The sequence below is a fragment of the Parafrankia sp. EUN1f genome, assembly GCF_000177675.1.
In the GTDB taxonomy this organism is placed as follows: Bacteria; Actinomycetota; Actinomycetes; order Frankiales; family Frankiaceae; genus Parafrankia.
Genome location: NZ_ADGX01000078.1, coordinates 24597 through 40882, shown reverse-complemented (window position 1 = coordinate 40882; position 16286 = coordinate 24597). Strand labels below are relative to the sequence as shown.

The window sequence follows — 16286 nt, the reverse complement described above, 5'->3', positions numbered from 1 at the left end:
GCCACCGGCGACCCGACATCCGGCCCTGGCTGCACGCCTATCTGCCCTACCTGCCGCTCAGCGTCGCCGCTGCCCTCGTGCTGGCGACCGCTGTGCGCAACGGGGCGTTACGCGGCCTCCCTCTGTACCTGGCGATCGGACTCGCCACGCTGGTCAGCCTCCGGCAGATCGTCAGCGTCACCGAGAACCGCCGGCTCGTCGCCGACGTGAAGCTGGCGCACCATCGCCTCCAATATCAGGCGGACCATGACGGACTGACCGGGCTCGCCAACCGCGCCCTGTTCACCCGGGAACTCGAACACGCGGTCACCGCCCACCGGGACCGCGGCCGGCCGGTCGTCGTCCTCTTCTGCGACATCGACCATTTCAAGACCGTCAACGACACGCACGGCCACCACGCCGGCGACCAGCTCCTGCGCACGGTGGCGGCCCGTCTGCACACCGCCGTACGCCAGGACGACCTCGCCGCCCGTCTCGGTGGCGACGAGTTCGCCGTCCTGCTCGCCGACTCCAACGCCAGCCCGCGCCTCGCCGGCGAGCAGTGCGCACGACGCATCATGGCGGCCATGGCCAAACCGGTGGCGCTCTCGGGCCACACCGAACAGATCCAGATCAGCATCGGCCTCGCCCTGGCCGACGGGCAGCCCACGAGCGCCGAGCAGATCCTGCACCAGGCCGACACCGCCATGTACCACTCGAAGCGCCGCCGTCAGGAGAAGAACGGAAGCTCCCGGTCGGTACGCCCTGGTTAGGCACGTCCCGGTTACGCCACCTCCGGTACGTCCTCCTCAGGTACGCGCTCGCCGGGCAACGCCTTCACCTCCGCGGGCGCACGTGGACATCCACGTAGTTCTACGGATGCGGGTCATCGGCCTTCTCATCGAAGCTGACCGGAATCCAGGAGATCTTAAGGAATAGCCAGGCCTCGTCGCCGGCTCAGGCTCTTCCCTCAGGTCGACGGATGCGCGGAGTCGCCGCACAGTCGCGCGCCTCTACCACCAGCCAGCGTTTTGGGAGGCAAGTTGATGAAAATCAGCGGATTATGGTCGGGCCGCCGTCGAGGTAGGCGCCTGATGGTCACCGTCGGCGCCCTGTGCACTCCGCTTCTACTCCTCGTGGCCGCCCCCTCCGCATCCGCCACCATGCCGCCGGTATCGCTGCCGATCGACGAGGCCGCGCACCCTGACACCACCATGGAGTGGTGGTACTTCACCGGCCACCTCCAGGGCACCGACGTCTTCGGCAAGAAGCACGAGTACGGGTTCGAAGTCACGCACATCCGCCTCGACGCCCTCGCGACCGAGCCGGTCGCGGCCGCCTACAACGGGCACCTCGCGATCAGCGACATCACCCGTGGCACGTTCACGCAGAACATGTCCATGGTGGGCCTGCAGCCGGACGTCGTGCCCAGCGGCGGCGGTTTCAACAACACCGTCGGCACGACGCACATGGACGGCAAGAACGGTGTGAACCACCTCTTCGCCGGCTTCTCGGACCTCAGCTACTCGTCGATCAACCTCACGCTGACGCAGTCCACCCCGACCGCGTTGCACGGTGACGCCGGGGTGATTCCCTACGGCCCGTTCGGCGAGTCGGCGTATTACTCGCAGACCAACCTGAAGGTCAAGGGGACGCTGTGGGACCACGGCGTGCTGGTAAACGTGACCGGTATAGCCTGGCAGGATCACCAGTGGGGCGACTTCGCCCCCGGCACCGGCGGCTGGGACTGGTTCGCCATCCAGCTGTCGAACAACACCCAGTACATGCTGTACTTCATCAAGGACGAGAACGAGCAGATCGTCGAGACGGTCGGCACCCTCGTCAAGGCCGACGGCAGCACCGTCAAGCTCAACCCGACCCAGGTCGGTGAAACCCCGTTGGGCACCTGGACCAGCCCACACACGGGGTACACCTACGACTCGAAATGGACCGTCACCGTACCCGGCGGAACGCTGACCATCACGCCCAAGCTTCTCGACCAGGAGCTGTCCATCCCGGGTCTGTCGAACGGCTCGTACTGGGAAGGTGCCTCCAGCGTCACCGGCACCATCAACGGCCAGGCCGTCACCGGCCAGTCATACGTTGAGATGACCCCCACCTACACCATGTTCCAGCGCGGCTTCGTCTTCGACCTGATCAAGGACGCGCTCGGCCTGTAGTTCCCGAGCAGTCGGGGCGGGACACGAGACCAGGCCGGACCGACCGTCACGGACCGGCCGTCACGGACCCCCGCCCCGGCACATCGCGCTCACGTGCCGTCGACATCGAGAATGATCGTCTGCGGGCCGACATTCACGCTTTCGACCAGCATGTGCTCGCGGAAACGACCCGTCTCGACCCGGGCGCCCAAGGCTCGCAGCCTCTCGACGACGGCCATGACCAACGGCTCGGCGATCGGCGCCGGCGCGGCATCCTGCCAGCCTGGACGCCGGCCGCGGCTGGTGTCGGCGTAGAGAGTGAACTGGCTGACGACCAGTATGGGCGCGTCGATCTGCGCGGCTGACCGTCCGCCATCCAGAACCCGCAGATTGTGGATTCTGCTCGCGAGCTTCTCGGCTGTTGCCGTGACATCGGTGTGGGTGACGCCGACGAGAACCAGCAGGCCGTTCTCCACCGAGCCGACGACATCGCCGTCGACGGTGACCGACGCGCGGCTGACCGTCTGCACCACCGCCCGCATGACCTTCAGTCTGACATGTCCGCGCCGAGGACCTCGTTGGCGAAACGGGTGTTGGCGGACAGTCCTTCGAACGGCGGGCTCGCGGCATCCTCGGTGGCCAGCAGATCGGGCTGATCCCCGAAGCGCAGCGGCGACACGGGATCGGTCGGCTCGGCGCCGGCCCCGACCGAGGCCGGCGCTCCACCAGGCGCTCGTCCCACCGGGCCACGCGCACGAGTGATGCGCCCGCCGGCGAAACCCGCCCCGAGCCCCGCGGCCAGCAGCAGGGCCGACCGGACCCGACCGCTCCGACGGCTCAGGCCGCTGTGACGATCCGGCGCGCTCCCACGATCCGGGGCACTCCGACGGCCCAGGTCACAGGGCCTCCGCGACCCAAAAGCCATCATCGGCGGAACCTCCTAGGTCGCGGCCCGGTGTCTTGCGCCTGACGCAGGTCTGTTCGCAAGCCCCCGGGCGTAAACGCAGCCCCACCGCCGTTCGAGCTGCAGCTGCGCGGTCTGAACGCGGCCAGCGCCTGCCCGACCCGAGACGGGTTCATCGGCGCGCTGCGCTCAGTCCTGCGGTACGACGCGGGCGGCCTGATGCGCCCGGCCGTGAACCTGACCGACTACACGCTGCCGAGCGCCTGCCTGAACCTTGTTCGGGTGGACTCCCTCGGGCAGAACTTCGAGGTCGTCGGAGACGGCCCGATCTGCGGGCAGGTGCAGCCCCTGTCCTGACACGTCCGGTGTCCGCCCGGTCCCTGACCAGCACACACCGGGCGGGCAGTCCCCAGCGGCGCGATAGCTCCCGCGTCGCCCTGGGTAGGTCCGGGTGGATGGGAAACCGGACGGGGCGGAGGGAGGAACAGTGCGATGGCGCAAGCTGGTCGACGACCTGCCGGCCGGCGTCGTGGTGGTCACCCCGCCGGACGACCGCATCTCCTATCTCAACAACCGCGCGGTCGCCCTGTTCGACCGAGACCGGCGCGCACTGCTCGGCACCCCGCTGACGTCCCTGCTGTCCTTCGACGAGTGGGACGAACTGCTCCCTGGGGATCAGCACTCCTCGCCGGACCGCCACGCCATGGTGATCCGGCGGCCGGACGGCTCCGCGGTGCCGGTCGTGATGACCAGACTGACGTCAGGACCCGGGTGCGCTGACTGTGCGTGCTTTCTCCAGGACCGCGTCGACGGCGACCCGCTGCGCGAGCAGGTGCGGACGATCCTCACCCACAGCCCGGTCAGCTTCGCGTTGCTGGACGCCGCCGGGCGCGTGCTGATCGGCGGCGGCGGTATCGCCCCGGGAGCTGTCGCCGGGCTGGCGCAGTCGACGGTCTCCTCCGTCTTCGAGGTCTTCGCCGACGAGACGGAGCTCATCGAGCTTCTGCGCGACGCGCAGTCCGGCCACGTCGTCGCATGCACCGCCACCGCCGCCGTCGGCGGCCAGGTCGACGTCAACCTCACCCCGTTGCTGGACGCCCACGGCAAGGTGACCCGGATGGTCGGGGTCGGCGTGTATGTCACGGCCCGCGAGCGGTCCCGCGCCCGACAGGCTGTCGTCGCGCGGTTCGCCCATCAGGCTCTTGAGACCGCCGACTCGGCCGCACTGTGGCGCCTGGCAGTGCGAACGCTCGCCGGTTCGCTGAATGCTCACGTCTCACTGTGGGATGTCGGCGGTACGGCCCCGGTGGCCTGCACGGTGCCCGAACCGGCGCTGGGCCCACCCCCCGGCTGGGCCAGCCTCGTGGCCGCCCACCTCGCCGGAACGAGTGACATCCCCGCGGCCGGCGACATCCGGTACTCGTCCGTCGTCCCAGGCTGGCAGACACTGGTGGCGGGCGCGGGGCAGGGTCGCCGGTCGGCACGGGTCGTCGTGGTGCAGAGGCCCGACACCGACACCAACACCGACAGCCACACCGACACCGCCGGCGCATCCGCGGACGGTATGTACGACGCGGACGACGCGGACGACGAACAACATGTTCGGGCCATCGCGGACGTCCTGGTCTCCGCCACCGCGCGGCTGGCCGCGGAACGCCAGCTGCGGTACCGGTCCCAGCACGACGATCTGACCGGGCTGGCCAACCGCGCAGCGCTCCTCGACCACCTCGGCCAGGCCCTCGATCCCTCCCGCGGCCAGGGCCGTTCCGTCGCGGTGATATTCCTCGACCTCGACGGCTTCAAAACGATCAATGACAACCACGGCCACACAGCCGGGGACGCCGTTCTGCGCACCGTCGCCAGACGCCTGTCGGCCGCCGTCCGGCCCACCGATCTCGTCGGCCGGCTGGGCGGGGACGAGTTCGCCATCGTCTGTACCGAGGTGCGCGACGGCGGTCAGATGGAGCGGCTGGCCCACCGGGTCATCGCCCGCCTGGGCGAGGCGATCTCGGTGGAAGGAGTCCTCCACACGGTGACCGCCAGCGCGGGAGTCGCCATATCGGATACGGGCCGCACCAATCCGGACCGCCTGCTGAACGCCGCGGATATGTCCATGTACAAGGCCAAGCAGGCCGGGGGCGGACAATCCGTCACCACCTACCAGGTGTGACCCGACCGGCCTCAGGGCACCCGAGCGGTTCCACCTCGATCACCGGCGGACACCGGCGATCTGCGGACACCGGCGATCTTCTGAGGCTGTCGCCCGCCCGCAGAACCACGCATCGGCGACAGCTGTCGGGATCTCCTGACGCTCCCACCGGCGGAGTCACTACACCCCAGCATCATCCCGCCATCGCGGGCGCACCCGCCGCGTCCGGCGAGGCGGTGGATCGAAAAAATACCGTTCGCGCGGCAACCACGGAAACGGAGTCGGGAGAGCGGGGTATCGGCACGATGAGCGCGGGTGAGCGGTGGATCCTGGCCTACGAGTACGAGCCCGGCCGGTCGTGTGTGCCCGTCGGGCTGTCCGTCGAGGTCGGCAGAACACTCGTCGTCGGCCGCGAGGGCGAGCTCAGGCTCGGCGTCGAGGTCCTCAACCGCGGGATCTCCCGAAAGGCGATCGAGGTGACGGCCGCCGAGGACGGCTGGGACATCAACGTGCTCAACCTCAACGGCGCGATGCTGCACCCCTGGGGCCAGGCGCCGCAGCGCATCACCGGGCGCCAGTTCCTGCGCTGGCCGCGGCTCGCCATCCGCCTGCTCGGCGGGGCGAAGCGCCAGGGGCCCGACACCAGTGATCCGGCCCATCACTGGCTGCTGCTGGAAGCGGACACCGCAACGGTTACGGCCCAGGGCCCGCGGGCCCATCCGCCCACGACCACCTGGACCGTCAGCCCCGAGCCTCCGCTTCCGCTGTCCGGCCCGCAGGAGGAGGCGGTGCGGCTGGTCTTCAACGAGCTGTTGCAGTGGCCGCCGCGGCTACCCGCACAGCCCATGCAGCTCGACGCCGCCGCCCGCCGCCTCGGTATCGGCGAGAGCGCGGTACGGGAACGGCTCCGGCACGTCCACGAGCGGGCGGTACGGCTGGGCCTGCACCGCCGGGTGGGGCTGACCAACCCCGACTACCTCTACGTCCTCGTCCAGGCCGGCTACCTCGCACCGCCCGCGTTCGCGGCCTATCGCCGCCCACCGGCCTGGTTGCGCTGACCGGACACTGTGACCGGACACTGCGCCAGCGCAGCCTTTCGGAACAGGCCACAAAAAGGTGTGATCGTAATGTCCACCGACAGTGGTCCGGAGCCCGCGAGACACGCTCCGCCTCGGCCGATCGTCCCGGCCTTCCATCCAGGAGTGTTCATGTACCGCCCCGCGCACCTGGACAGTGCGTCGCATCCCGTCACCTCCGCCCCAGCCTCCGCCTCTGCCTCCGCCGACCGTGCCTGGCTGCGCAGCAGCTTCTGTCAGGGCGCCGCGGACACCTGTGTGGACGTGCAGCTCGGGCCGGGCGGTGTCGGCGTGCGCGACTCGAAGGACCTCGACGGGCCGGTCCTGCGCTTCACTCCCGAGGAGTGGGAGGCGTTCCTGCTCGGCGTTCGTAACGGCGAGTTCGAGCTGCCGTTGATCTGAGTCACCCGAGGGCCCGCCGACCCGGCCGGTCGCACGGTTCATCCGGCCACGACCGGCATTTCGTTGAGATCGGTGGACGCATCCGCAATACTGCATCTTGCAAGTTGCATCTCGCAAGTTGCGCAAGGCTTCCGCCTGGTCGGCCATCTGGCTAACCGCCACCGAGACGTCCGGCCGGACGCAAGGCTCGCCGCCGTCCCACACGGGGAGAGGGACGGCGGCGAGCCCAGGTAGCGCCCGGCGGGTCAGCGCAGGCCGCAGGTCAGCGCAGGTCCGTACTGGTCTGTGCAGGCCGGCACAGACCAGCGGGTCAGCGCTCCCAGCGGGTCGGCGCTCCCAGCAGGTCAGCGCAGCCCGGCGGCCCGCGCGGCGATCAGCTCGAGGGAGCGCTCCGGCGTCAGCGCGGCGCTGCGCGCGCCGGCGAGCGCCGTCTGGTAGCCGCCCGCCTCATCAGGATCATCGATCAAGGTGCTCCGGCTCAGCTGCTCGGCGAAGACGACCGGAGTCATCACGTCCTCCTCGCCGTCGAACTCGAAGATGATGAAACCGACGCCCTCCGCGGCGTGCGTGGCGGCGTCGAACGGAACCACCCGGACGACCACATGCGGGGCCGCGGCACGCGCGAGCAGATGGCGGCACTGGCCAGCCATCACCTCGGCGCCACCGATCACCCGGCACAGCACAGCCTCGTCCAGGACGATGTCCAGCCGCGGGGGCTGTGGACGGTCCAGCAGGTGCTGGCGGCGCAGCCGCAGCGCCAGGCGCCGCTCAACCAGGTCGGCGGTGATCCCCTCCACCGAGGAGATCAGTGCGCGGGCGTACTCGGGGGTCTGCAGCAGGCCGGGCACGATCGACGTGCTGTGCTGGCTGATGGCCGGCGCGCCGTCCTCGAGGCCGAAGAGCGTGGCCGACCCGTCGGGGACGATGTCGGCGAACTCATGCCACCACTCCCGGCCCCGGGCCTGGCGCACCAGCTCGATCATCGCCTCGTGGTCGGCCGGCCCGAGCCCGAGCACGTCGGCGATCATTCGCAGGTCGGCGACGCGCACGCCGGTGCGCCCGGTCTCCATCCGACTGATCTTTGCTGGCGAGCACTCCATCCGGCGGGCCATCTCCTCCAGGGTCAGCCCGGCCCGCAGCCGCCGTTCCCGGAGGCTCAGCGCAAGTCGCCTGCGTGCAACGACAGCGTTGGTCGCCATGGCGGCCGCCTCACCTTCCCTGCCCTGGGTCGGTACTCATCCTGACGGATTCAACTCCACCGGGAGGCCGGATGCGCAATTTGCATACGACAATTTGCAGCCTGCCAGGAAGGGTACCGACGCGGCAACCGTTCGTGACGATACGTCCGCCCGACCCACAGCCACACCCGGCCCACAGCCACACCCGACCCACGGCCGCGCCCGGCCCGAGACGTCGGAGCTCACGACGCTACGACGCACAGCGCTTCGGCCCACCACTGGTCGGCCCGCGACGAGAAGTAGCGGATCCGGGCCACCGACATTGGCCTGGCGATCCGCGTCCACGCACCGCACGGCCGCCCATCGGGGATCACGCGCCGTCACCCAGCGCCAGCGATTCACACCAATAGATGCAAAACGCGACACGAGGCCACTTGACAACTCGCAAGCAAAGAGGATTTCGGTTGCCGCAGCAGCCAAAATCCTCACTTCTTGCTCGGGAGCAGTGGCGGCAACAGGAGCCCGAGGCTCGGGATTCTGCGTCGGGCTCCAGAACCAGAAATCAGAACGACCACGGTCGTCAACTCCTGCCAGGCAGCAGCCACTAGTCGAGGAGCTCCTGCAGCAGGCTGGTGGTGCGGCGCAGGGAGGCGACCCTCGCCTCCCTGGTGTCTCCGACCGGGACGATGTTCACCCAGACCTCGGTGGCGCCGGCGCTGATCAGCGCTTCGAGCTGCGCACGGACGGAGGCCTCGTCACCCACGATGGCGGCGTCGCTGGGGGTGTCGGCGCCACCGAGAGCGAGAATGCGCTGGTAGTTCGGCATGCCCGCATACCCGGCGGCGGTCGCCGCGGTGGCCGTCCGGGCCTCGGCCCGGTCATCATGGACAGCCACGGGCAGGCCCGCGACGACGCGGGGCGCCGGGCGCCCGGCAGCCGAGGCCGCGGCGGACAGCCGGGGCACGATGTGCGTCTCGATGGCCTTCGGCGGTGCCATCCACAGCACCACGCCGTCGGCGTGCTCACCGGCGATGCGCAGCAGGCGCGGTGACAGGGCGGCGAGCAGGACCGGCACCGGATGGGTGAGCGGCGTCATCCGTCCCGCGCTGTGGGTTGACCAGTCCTGCCCCTGGAAGTCGACGTCCTCGCCGCGCAGGAGCGGGCCGAGGATCGTCAGGTACTCCTCGGTGCTGCGCCCCGGATGGTCGTAGGACATCCCGTACGCGTCGCGGACGACCGATTCGTGCGAGGGCCCGATGCCGAGCGTGAATCCGGGCCGGCCCATGGTCGCGACGACCGAGGCGGCCCGGTTCGCCTGCAGCAGCGGATGGCACGGGTAGGTCTGCAGCACGGCGGTCCCCAGCTCGATCCTGGACGTCTCCCGCCCGGCCAGCGCCATCGCGACGAGCGGGTCGCCGGTGACGACGCTGGCGTACCAGAGCGCGTGGAACCCGTCCTGCTCCGCCTGGCGGGCCTGCTTGACGATCTTGTCGGGCGTCGACGCACCTCCGGTCAGACCGATACGCATGGCTGCCTCCTCGGGCCGGGCCGAGCGCGCTCGCGGGCCCGCGGCCTCATCCGAGCCCGCGAGCGCAAGAGAATCACGCTCTCAAAATCGTGGACGCGTCCTTTTATACATGTGTATGGTCCCGATGTGCAGGGCCGAGGGCCCGCATCCCGCCGGAAGCCCGCCAGCGAATCCGGCCATCGAAGGAGCGCGCATGCCCGACGACGAGCACGACGAGCACGACGAGCACGGCGGGCTCGACGGCCTCCGCCGTCAGGTCCAGTACCTGACCGACCGCGCGGCGATCATCGACTGCATCGCCGACCACGCCCGTGGCTGCGACCGCCACGACCTCGACCTGATCGCGGGCACCTATCACCCGGACGGCGTCGACGAGCACGGCGCGAAGATCAACCCCGGGCCGGAGTACGGCGCCTGGGCGAACACGGTGCACGCGGCCACCTCCCAGCAGCACCTGCACAACATCACGACCCACAGCTGCGAGATCGACGGAGACGTCGCGCACGCCGAAAGCTACGTGCTGGTCACCCTGCTCAGCCCCGACGGCCGGACCGCGACCCTGATCAACGGCCGCTACCTCGACCGCCTCGAACGACGCGACGGCACCTGGAAGATCAGCCTGCGGCGGTCGACCGTCGAGCTCATGCTCACGGCCGACGCCTCGGCGCTGCAGACGCCGGCGTTCCAACGGCAGGGCTACCTGAAGGGCACCCGGGACCAGCACGACCTGGCCTACCAGCGACCGCTCCGCCTCGACTCCCCCGCACCCGCGCGCTGGTAGCCGGCAAAAGCGGCGAGCGGCGAAGCGACGGAGCGACAAGCCGGAAGGAGCCCTGAGAATGGCACGAGTCGAGCCCATCCCGCCCCGGCAGTGGCCGGCGCGGATGCGGGACGCGCTGGCCGCGATGACCCCGCCCGAGCCTCGCCACCCGGCCACCTACCGGGAGGGCCGCCCCAGGGCGCTCAACTCACTGGGAACGTTCGCCCATCATCCGGAGCTCGCGCGGGCGCTGTTCACCCTCAACGGCCACGTCATGCGGGGCACCACCCTCACCTCGCGGCAGCGGCACCTGCTCGTCATCAGGGTGGCGGCCGTCCGCCGGTGTGGCTACGTCTGGGCCCAGAACGTTCCCGTCGGCCTGGACGCCGGCCTCACCGAGGGGGAGATCGGCCGTATCGCCCTCGGGCCCGACGCCCCGTTCTGGGAGCCCCTCGACGCCGCGCTGCTGCGTGCCGTCGACGAACTGATCGCCGACGGCACGATCACCGACCCGACCTGGACGGCCCTCGCGGCCGAGCTCGACACACAGCAGCTCCTGGATGTCATTCTCACCGTCGGCGCCTACGAGATCTCCGCGTTCATGATGGGCGCGCTGCAACTCGACTTCGACGACGACCTGAAACCGGCGTCCACCCCCACAGCGACGTGAAAGCGAACACCGTCGGGGCTAGCTGTCCGAATGGCGGGGCTCGACCCTGTCGAGGTAACGCTCGACGAACTCGAGCGTCTCGGCATGGGACGTCGACATGCCCACCGACTGCTCGGTGATTATCGCCCGCGGGCTGCTGGTGACCAGGAAGACGAGCACCTCGGGCGGGATGTTCTCCAGCGGAACCGTGTAGTCGTTCGACGATCTGGCCAGCGCCTCGAGCGTCAGCGCACGGACCTTCTCACCGACCGCCGCCATCTCGGCCCTGATTATCTTGCGGTGGTTCGCCAGTGCCGTCAGCTCCGCGATCAGGGCTCCGGCCGTCCGGTTGTTCGAGAACTCCCAGAGGGCGCGTAGCGGCTGATCCGCCTGCAGCGCCTCGACCAGCGTGCTCAGGGTCTGCTCCGTCCGGCGCCGGACCAGCGCGAGGAAAAGATCGTCCAGCGTCGGAAAATAGTATTGGACGAGGCCGGAGGTCACCCCGGCCCGGGCTGCCACGCCACGGTAGGTGACCGCCGCGTACCCCTCGCCGAGCATGAGACGCTCCGCGCTGTCCAACAGCGCCGCGCGCGTCTTCGACGTCTCCGTGCCAACCCGGCGGGGTGTCGTCATCTGGAACCTCTCAGTGCCGTCTCAAGCCCCAGCCCACAATGCTATACGTTCGTAAAAGATGGGCGGCATCGCGGACCGCGGACCGCGGACCGTGGACCGCGGTGCCGCTGGCCCCGGACTCGGACTCGGACTCGGCCGTAGGCGACGGCTCGATCTCGCTAAGGTGTGGCGAGGAGCCGATGATGACGATGAGAAACAGAACCCACAGGCTGGCCGCCCCGCTCGGCGAGGTCGGTCCGGCTCCCGCACCGGTTCGTCGGCGCCGGTGAGTGCGTCAGCAGTGCGGCCACAGTGAGCGTCGACCTCACCAGCACGGCGGAGGCACCCGAGGCGCCGGCCCATCCGGCCTTGGCGGTGCGGCTCGACCAGTACGAGCACCACGACGGCGGCGCCGGGCAACGGCGTCCCGTACTCGTCTGGAAGTTCGCCGCGCCGGTGCGAATGCTTTCCAGCGCGGTGCTCGGCGGCGGGCTCGCGCGCGGCCAGTGGGTCATCAACGCCGAGGTGGCGCTGAACTACCGTCGCGACGACCCTGCCGTCCATCTCAGTGAGATCGCCGCCGGGCTCGGCCTGGCGGCGGGAGCCGGTGCCGGGCTGATGACCGCCGCGAACACCCGGCAGATGACCAGCTCCTGCGACGGCGGTGTCCGCTGCGACGCGACGGTCGGGCTGTCGTACCCGACCTGGGCCGCCGCACCGGACGGCCTGTCGCTGCCGTCGGCCAGATGGCGTCCCGGCACGGTCAACCTGGTCTGCATGCTGCCTGTGCGGCTGAGCGACGCCGCGATGGTCAACGCTGTCATCACGGCCACCGAGGCCAAAAGCCAGGCGCTGCTGGAAGCCGGCATGCCCGGCACCGGCACCGCGTCGGACGCCATCGTGGTCTGCTGCCCGGAGGGTCCAGGCACCACGGACGGCCCAGGCACCACGGACGGCCCAGGCACCACGGACAGCCCAGGAACCACGGACAGTCCAGGCACCACGGACAGCTCACAAGGCGCGGACGCGAGCCGGAGGACGCAGGCCGAGTACTGCGGCCCGCGTTCCCAGTGGGGGGCACGGCTGGCCCGCGCCGTCCACGCCGCCGTCGCCGACGGCACCGCCCGCTACGCCTCCGCGCCAGGCTGACGCGCCAGGCCGAGCGGAACCCGGTCCGGCGCGCGAGGCCTCCGATCACGCCCCCAGCGCTCATGCTTCCAGGCGGGGGTGCTCCTCACAGGCGGTTTTCGGCGAGCCAGGCGGCGACCCGGGCGCGGGTGGGGAGGCCGAGCTTGTTGAGGATCTGCTGGACGTGCGCCTCGGCGGTGCGGGGCGAGACCTTCAGGGTGTCCGCGATCTCCCGGTTGCTCAGGCCGCGGGCCAGCAGGTCGGCCACCTGGCGTTCCCGTGCTGTCAGCGGGGCGGTCACGGTCGGGGCACTGCCGCTGCTGACGGCTGGCACCGCGACGATGGGGCTCCGGCCGCTGACGGCGTGGGCACAGGCCTCCTCCAGCTCCAGCACAGCGCCGCGCGCCCAGGCGGTTTCGAACGCCCGGCGGCCCAGCGACCGCCGGGCGGTGGCTTCGGCCCGCTGGCGGCAGCGGAACAGCCCGGGCAGGGCGGTGGTCGACGTGCCCATCCGCTTCCACAGACTGTCCGCGGCGCCGAACAGCAGGGCGGCGGTGGCGTGCTCGTCGAGGCTGCTCTCGAACCAGGCCGCGGCCTCCAGCAGCAGGACGATGCCCAGCCTGTCGAGGCTGCCGTGCCCGTCGGCGAGCGTTGCCCGGGCGATCTCGCGGGCGCGCCGGGCGTCACCGGCCTTCCAGGTGGCGATCGAGTAGGCCCAGTCGGCGTACGAGCGCAGCCGAGGTTCGTCCAGTGCGGCCGCGATGGTGGTCCATTCGCGGTGGTAGTCCTCCGCGTCGCCGGAGTCGGCGCCGAACGCGACCGCGAGCATGAGCAGGGACAGCGTCTCCTGCAGATGGTCGAGCTCGCCGTCCCGGCGGAACTGCGCCAACGCGGGTTTCAGCGCCTCGATCGCTCCGGGTCGGCCGGAGTAGAGCGCGCCGAGCCCGTCGAGCTGGGTGATGAGCGCCTGGCCGCCGCCTTTGCCCTCGCGGGCGGACAGTCGCGCGGCGTCGAGCCGGAGCCGTTCGGCGGAGGTGATGTCACCGCGCATGGCGGCCAGCCAGCCCGCGGTGTGCAGGGCCTGCAGACGGCCCGGTCCCTCGCCTTCGGTCTGGTCGACGAAGGTGGTCAGCCATCGCTGGCCCTCGGCGAACCGGCCGTCGGCCACCCAGTAGCGGTGCAGCGAGCTGGCCAGCTCCAACCCGGCGTCGCCGTCTCCCGCGGCGGCACAGTAGCCGAGGGCCCGGTCGAGGTTCGCGTGGTCCCGACGCAATCGGCTCAGCCACCGCGACCACCCGGCGCCGGCGCCCTCGTCCCTGGCCTGGCTCACGACGGCGGAGAACCAGTCCCGGTGCCGGCGCCGCAACGCCTCCGTCTCACCCTGCTCCGCGAGTCTGTCCTGCCCGTACTTCCGGTACATCTCCGGCAGCCGGAGGCGGCCGCGTTCCGGTCCCGGTTCGAACGTCAGGACGGATTTGTCGACCAGGGTGAAGACCAGGTCCAGGGGAGGTTCGGCGAGCCCGCCGCCTCCGCCGACACCTGCGGCCGCGTCGAGGTCGAAGCCGCCGGCGAACACCGACAGGCGAGCCCACAACTGCCGTTCCGGCCCGGTGCACAGTTCGTAGCTCCAGCCGGCGCAGGCCTGCGGGGAGCTCTGCCGGACGGTGGTGACGCCCCGGCCGTCCTGGCGGAGGATCTCGGTGCCGGCGGCGAGATGGGCGAGGATCTCCGCCGGTGACAGCGCCCGGGTTCGCATCGCGGCGAGCTCGATGGGCAGGGGCATGCCCTCCAGCCGGCGGCAGATCTCCCAGACCGCGGCCCGGTTGTCGTCGGTGAGCTCGAAATCGGACCGGACCGACTGGGCCCGGTCCAGGAACAGCATCATCGCGTCCCGATCGGCGGCGCGGCCGGGCGCATTCTCCTGCGCGACGTCGAACGGCTTCACCAGGTAGGTGGCCTCGCCCGGGATCCGCAGGGACTCCCGGCTGGTCACGGCGAGGCGCAGATCGGGGCACCGGCCCATCAGCTCGTCAGCCAGGTGGGCACAGGCCGCCACGAGATGTTCGCAGTTGTCCAGGACCAGCAGCAGCTGCCTGGACGCGAGGTGCTCGCTCAGCGCCTCCATGGCGGACACATCGTCACGCGGCCGGCAGTCGAGCGCCGCCGCGACCGTGGGAGCCAGCAGGTCGGGGTCGTGGAGCCCGTCGAGCTCCACGGCGTGGACACCGCCCGGGTACGCCCGCTGGGCCTTCGCCGCCGCGCGCAGGGCCAGCCGCGACTTGCCCACTCCTCCGGGGCCGGTGACCGTCACCAGCCGGTGCCGCCCGAGCAGGCGCCGAAGCTCCGTGAGCTCCGGTCCCCGGCCCACGAAACTGGTGCGTTCCCCGGGCAGTGCGGGATTCAGCGGCCGTACGGGCATGGGTCATCCTCGGGCCCGCCGGCAGGGGCGTCAACTCACCGCGAACTACCTATCAGCCGTGCGGGGTCGTCCGTAGTTTCACGGAGGACTTCCCGCATCGCCCTCGGCATCCTGATCCCCACGCTCCGCGCCGGCGGGGAAAGAATGACATCCGCCGGCGGGCGAGACCGCATGCAGCCTCGCCAGGGGCGACATGACCTTTCGCTCCCCTTTTCACCACCCTCCAGGGAGGCAGTAAATGAAACTGACCAAATTATCGCCCGGGCGCCGTCAGCGCAGGCGATTAGGGCTTGTCCTCGGCGCCCTGTGCACTCCGCTCCTGCTCGTGCTGAACAGCCAGAGCGCGACCGCCGCGATGCCCGCGGTCGTACTGCCGGCGGACGAGGCGGCGCACCCGGACTCGTCCATGGAATGGTGGTACTTCACCGGGCACCTGCAGGGCTTCGACACCTTCGGCAAGTACCACGAGTACGGGTTCGAGCACACGATCATCCGCTCGGACGCGCGGGGAACCGAGCCGGCGACCGCTGACTACAACGGCCAGTTCGCCATCACCGACCTCACCCGCAAGACCTTCAAGCAGGACATCATGACGGTGGCGACGCAGGCCGACGTCGTGCCGGCCGGCGGCGGCTACAACAACACCGTCGGCCTGCTGCACGCGGACGGCAAGAACGGCGTCAACCACCTGACCGGCAGCTTCTCCGACAACAGCTACGCCCTCGACATCACGCTGCGCCAGGCGACGCCCACCGCCCTGCACGGAACCGCCGGCGTCATCCCCTATGGCCCGTGGGGCGAGTCGGCCTACTACTCCCAGACGAACCTGAAGGCCCTGGGCACGGTCACCGACCACGGTGTGAAGGTGTACATCACCGGCATCGGCTGGCAGGACCACCAGTGGGGTGACTTCAACAACGGCATCGGCAACTGGGACTGGTTCAGCATCCAGCTGACGAACAACACCCAGTACATGCTGTACTTCATCAAGGACATGTACGGCCAGGTCGTCCAGGTCGTCGGAACGAAGGTCAACGCCAACGGCTCCACCACGAGCCTCGCGCCGACGGCGATCAGCGAGACCCCGCAGGGCAGCTGGACCAGCCCCGACACCGGAGCCGTCTACCCGGCGAAGTGGACGGTCAACGTCCCCGGCGGCACGCTGACGGTCACCCCCCGGCTCGCCGGCCAGGAACTGTTCATCCCGGGTATTCCGCAGTCGTCCTACTGGGAGGGCGCGTCGACCGTCACCGGCACGATCAACGGCCAGTCCGTCGCCGGCAGGTCGTACGTGGAGCTCACGCCGGTCCACATCATGCCGACCCCGTTCGCCTGACAGCCCC

Annotated in this window: 16 protein-coding genes; 10 read left to right on the top strand and 6 right to left on the bottom strand. The window is 70.3% G+C overall.

Annotated elements, in window-relative coordinates; genetic code table 11:
* A partial coding sequence (locus FREUN1FDRAFT_RS22360; protein WP_006542475.1) for a GGDEF domain-containing protein occupies positions 1-752 on the top strand: 752 nt, incomplete at its 5' end.
* Between the two features lie 321 nt (positions 753-1073).
* Positions 1074-2159 (top strand): lipocalin family protein, encoded by a 1086-nt coding sequence (locus tag FREUN1FDRAFT_RS22355; protein ID WP_006542474.1) that lies wholly within the window; start codon positions 1074-1076, stop codon positions 2157-2159.
* A gap of 89 nt (positions 2160-2248) precedes the next feature.
* On the opposite strand, the gene dtd is transcribed toward FREUN1FDRAFT_RS22355, so the two are convergent.
* Both dtd and FREUN1FDRAFT_RS41755 read right to left on the bottom strand, forming a co-directional pair.
* On the bottom strand, positions 2249-2680 hold the full coding sequence (gene dtd / locus FREUN1FDRAFT_RS22350) for a D-aminoacyl-tRNA deacylase (protein ID WP_006542473.1): 432 nt from the start codon (positions 2678-2680) through the stop codon (positions 2249-2251).
* 5 nt (positions 2681-2685) lie between these two features.
* A complete protein-coding gene (locus tag FREUN1FDRAFT_RS41755) occupies positions 2686-2880 on the bottom strand; it encodes a hypothetical protein (RefSeq protein WP_232295339.1) in 195 nt (64 codons plus the stop codon).
* A gap of 381 nt (positions 2881-3261) precedes the next feature.
* Here FREUN1FDRAFT_RS41755 and FREUN1FDRAFT_RS44115 point away from each other — a divergent pair, with 381 nt between their 5' ends.
* From FREUN1FDRAFT_RS44115 to FREUN1FDRAFT_RS22335, 4 genes are all read left to right on the top strand, one after another.
* Complete coding sequence (locus FREUN1FDRAFT_RS44115; protein WP_006542471.1) at positions 3262-3399, top strand: hypothetical protein; 138 nt, start codon at positions 3262-3264, stop codon at positions 3397-3399.
* 130 nt (positions 3400-3529) lie between these two features.
* Entirely contained in the window at positions 3530-5212 is a 1683-nt protein-coding gene (locus FREUN1FDRAFT_RS22345; RefSeq protein WP_006542470.1) for a sensor domain-containing diguanylate cyclase, read from the top strand.
* A gap of 284 nt (positions 5213-5496) precedes the next feature.
* Positions 5497-6249 carry a hypothetical protein gene (locus FREUN1FDRAFT_RS22340; protein ID WP_006542469.1) on the top strand — a complete coding sequence of 251 codons (753 nt, stop codon included), beginning with the start codon at positions 5497-5499 and terminating at the stop codon, positions 6247-6249.
* A gap of 150 nt (positions 6250-6399) precedes the next feature.
* Positions 6400-6669 carry a DUF397 domain-containing protein gene (locus FREUN1FDRAFT_RS22335; protein ID WP_006542468.1) on the top strand — a complete coding sequence of 90 codons (270 nt, stop codon included), beginning with the start codon at positions 6400-6402 and terminating at the stop codon, positions 6667-6669.
* 344 nt (positions 6670-7013) lie between these two features.
* Here FREUN1FDRAFT_RS22335 and FREUN1FDRAFT_RS22330 read toward each other — a convergent pair whose 3' ends face one another.
* A complete protein-coding gene (locus FREUN1FDRAFT_RS22330) occupies positions 7014-7868 on the bottom strand; it encodes a helix-turn-helix transcriptional regulator (RefSeq protein ID WP_006542467.1) in 855 nt (284 codons plus the stop codon).
* A gap of 583 nt (positions 7869-8451) precedes the next feature.
* Complete coding sequence (locus FREUN1FDRAFT_RS22325) at positions 8452-9375, bottom strand: TIGR03564 family F420-dependent LLM class oxidoreductase (RefSeq protein ID WP_006542466.1); 924 nt, start codon at positions 9373-9375, stop codon at positions 8452-8454.
* 193 nt (positions 9376-9568) lie between these two features.
* Between FREUN1FDRAFT_RS22325 and FREUN1FDRAFT_RS22320 the strand changes: the two genes are divergently transcribed.
* Positions 9569-10156: a nuclear transport factor 2 family protein gene (locus tag FREUN1FDRAFT_RS22320; protein WP_006542465.1), complete on the top strand. Its 588-nt coding sequence runs from the start codon at positions 9569-9571 to the stop codon at positions 10154-10156.
* Positions 10157-10214: 58 nt separating this feature from the next.
* Complete coding sequence (locus FREUN1FDRAFT_RS22315; protein ID WP_006542464.1) at positions 10215-10805, top strand: carboxymuconolactone decarboxylase family protein; 591 nt, start codon at positions 10215-10217, stop codon at positions 10803-10805.
* An 18-nt stretch (positions 10806-10823) separates the two neighbouring features.
* Here the strand turns inward: FREUN1FDRAFT_RS22315 and FREUN1FDRAFT_RS22310 are convergent, their stop codons facing one another.
* Positions 10824-11417: a TetR/AcrR family transcriptional regulator gene (locus FREUN1FDRAFT_RS22310; RefSeq protein WP_006542463.1), complete on the bottom strand. Its 594-nt coding sequence runs from the start codon at positions 11415-11417 to the stop codon at positions 10824-10826.
* 291 nt (positions 11418-11708) lie between these two features.
* Between FREUN1FDRAFT_RS22310 and FREUN1FDRAFT_RS22305 the strand changes: the two genes are divergently transcribed.
* Positions 11709-12545 (top strand): adenosylcobinamide amidohydrolase, encoded by an 837-nt coding sequence (locus tag FREUN1FDRAFT_RS22305; protein WP_006542462.1) that lies wholly within the window; start codon positions 11709-11711, stop codon positions 12543-12545.
* An 85-nt stretch (positions 12546-12630) separates the two neighbouring features.
* Here the strand turns inward: FREUN1FDRAFT_RS22305 and FREUN1FDRAFT_RS22300 are convergent, their stop codons facing one another.
* Positions 12631-14943: a LuxR C-terminal-related transcriptional regulator gene (locus tag FREUN1FDRAFT_RS22300; protein ID WP_006542461.1), complete on the bottom strand. Its 2313-nt coding sequence runs from the start codon at positions 14941-14943 to the stop codon at positions 12631-12633.
* A gap of 238 nt (positions 14944-15181) precedes the next feature.
* Here FREUN1FDRAFT_RS22300 and FREUN1FDRAFT_RS22295 point away from each other — a divergent pair, with 238 nt between their 5' ends.
* Entirely contained in the window at positions 15182-16279 is a 1098-nt protein-coding gene (locus FREUN1FDRAFT_RS22295; RefSeq protein WP_006542460.1) for a lipocalin family protein, read from the top strand.
* Positions 16280-16286: the final 7 nt, after the last annotated feature.

Excerpts from the sequence above, each read along its gene's own strand:
- FREUN1FDRAFT_RS22300 (WP_006542461.1), bottom strand. The coding sequence starts at position 14,943 with ATGCCCGTACGGCCGCTGAATCCCGCACTGCCCGGGGAACGCACCAGT.
- FREUN1FDRAFT_RS22325 (WP_006542466.1), bottom strand. The coding sequence starts at position 9,375 with ATGCGTATCGGTCTGACCGGAGGTGCGTCGACGCCCGACAAGATCGTC.
- dtd (WP_006542473.1), bottom strand. The coding sequence starts at position 2,680 with ATGCGGGCGGTGGTGCAGACGGTCAGCCGCGCGTCGGTCACCGTCGAC.
- FREUN1FDRAFT_RS22355 (WP_006542474.1), top strand. The coding sequence starts at position 1,074 with ATGGTCACCGTCGGCGCCCTGTGCACTCCGCTTCTACTCCTCGTGGCC.
- FREUN1FDRAFT_RS22335 (WP_006542468.1), top strand. The coding sequence starts at position 6,400 with ATGTACCGCCCCGCGCACCTGGACAGTGCGTCGCATCCCGTCACCTCC.
- FREUN1FDRAFT_RS22315 (WP_006542464.1), top strand. The coding sequence starts at position 10,215 with ATGGCACGAGTCGAGCCCATCCCGCCCCGGCAGTGGCCGGCGCGGATG.
- FREUN1FDRAFT_RS44115 (WP_006542471.1), top strand. The coding sequence starts at position 3,262 with ATGCGCCCGGCCGTGAACCTGACCGACTACACGCTGCCGAGCGCCTGC.
- FREUN1FDRAFT_RS22295 (WP_006542460.1), top strand. The coding sequence starts at position 15,182 with ATGAAACTGACCAAATTATCGCCCGGGCGCCGTCAGCGCAGGCGATTA.
- FREUN1FDRAFT_RS22340 (WP_006542469.1), top strand. The coding sequence starts at position 5,497 with ATGAGCGCGGGTGAGCGGTGGATCCTGGCCTACGAGTACGAGCCCGGC.
- FREUN1FDRAFT_RS22310 (WP_006542463.1), bottom strand. The coding sequence starts at position 11,417 with ATGACGACACCCCGCCGGGTTGGCACGGAGACGTCGAAGACGCGCGCG.
- FREUN1FDRAFT_RS22320 (WP_006542465.1), top strand. The coding sequence starts at position 9,569 with ATGCCCGACGACGAGCACGACGAGCACGACGAGCACGGCGGGCTCGAC.
- FREUN1FDRAFT_RS22330 (WP_006542467.1), bottom strand. The coding sequence starts at position 7,868 with ATGGCGACCAACGCTGTCGTTGCACGCAGGCGACTTGCGCTGAGCCTC.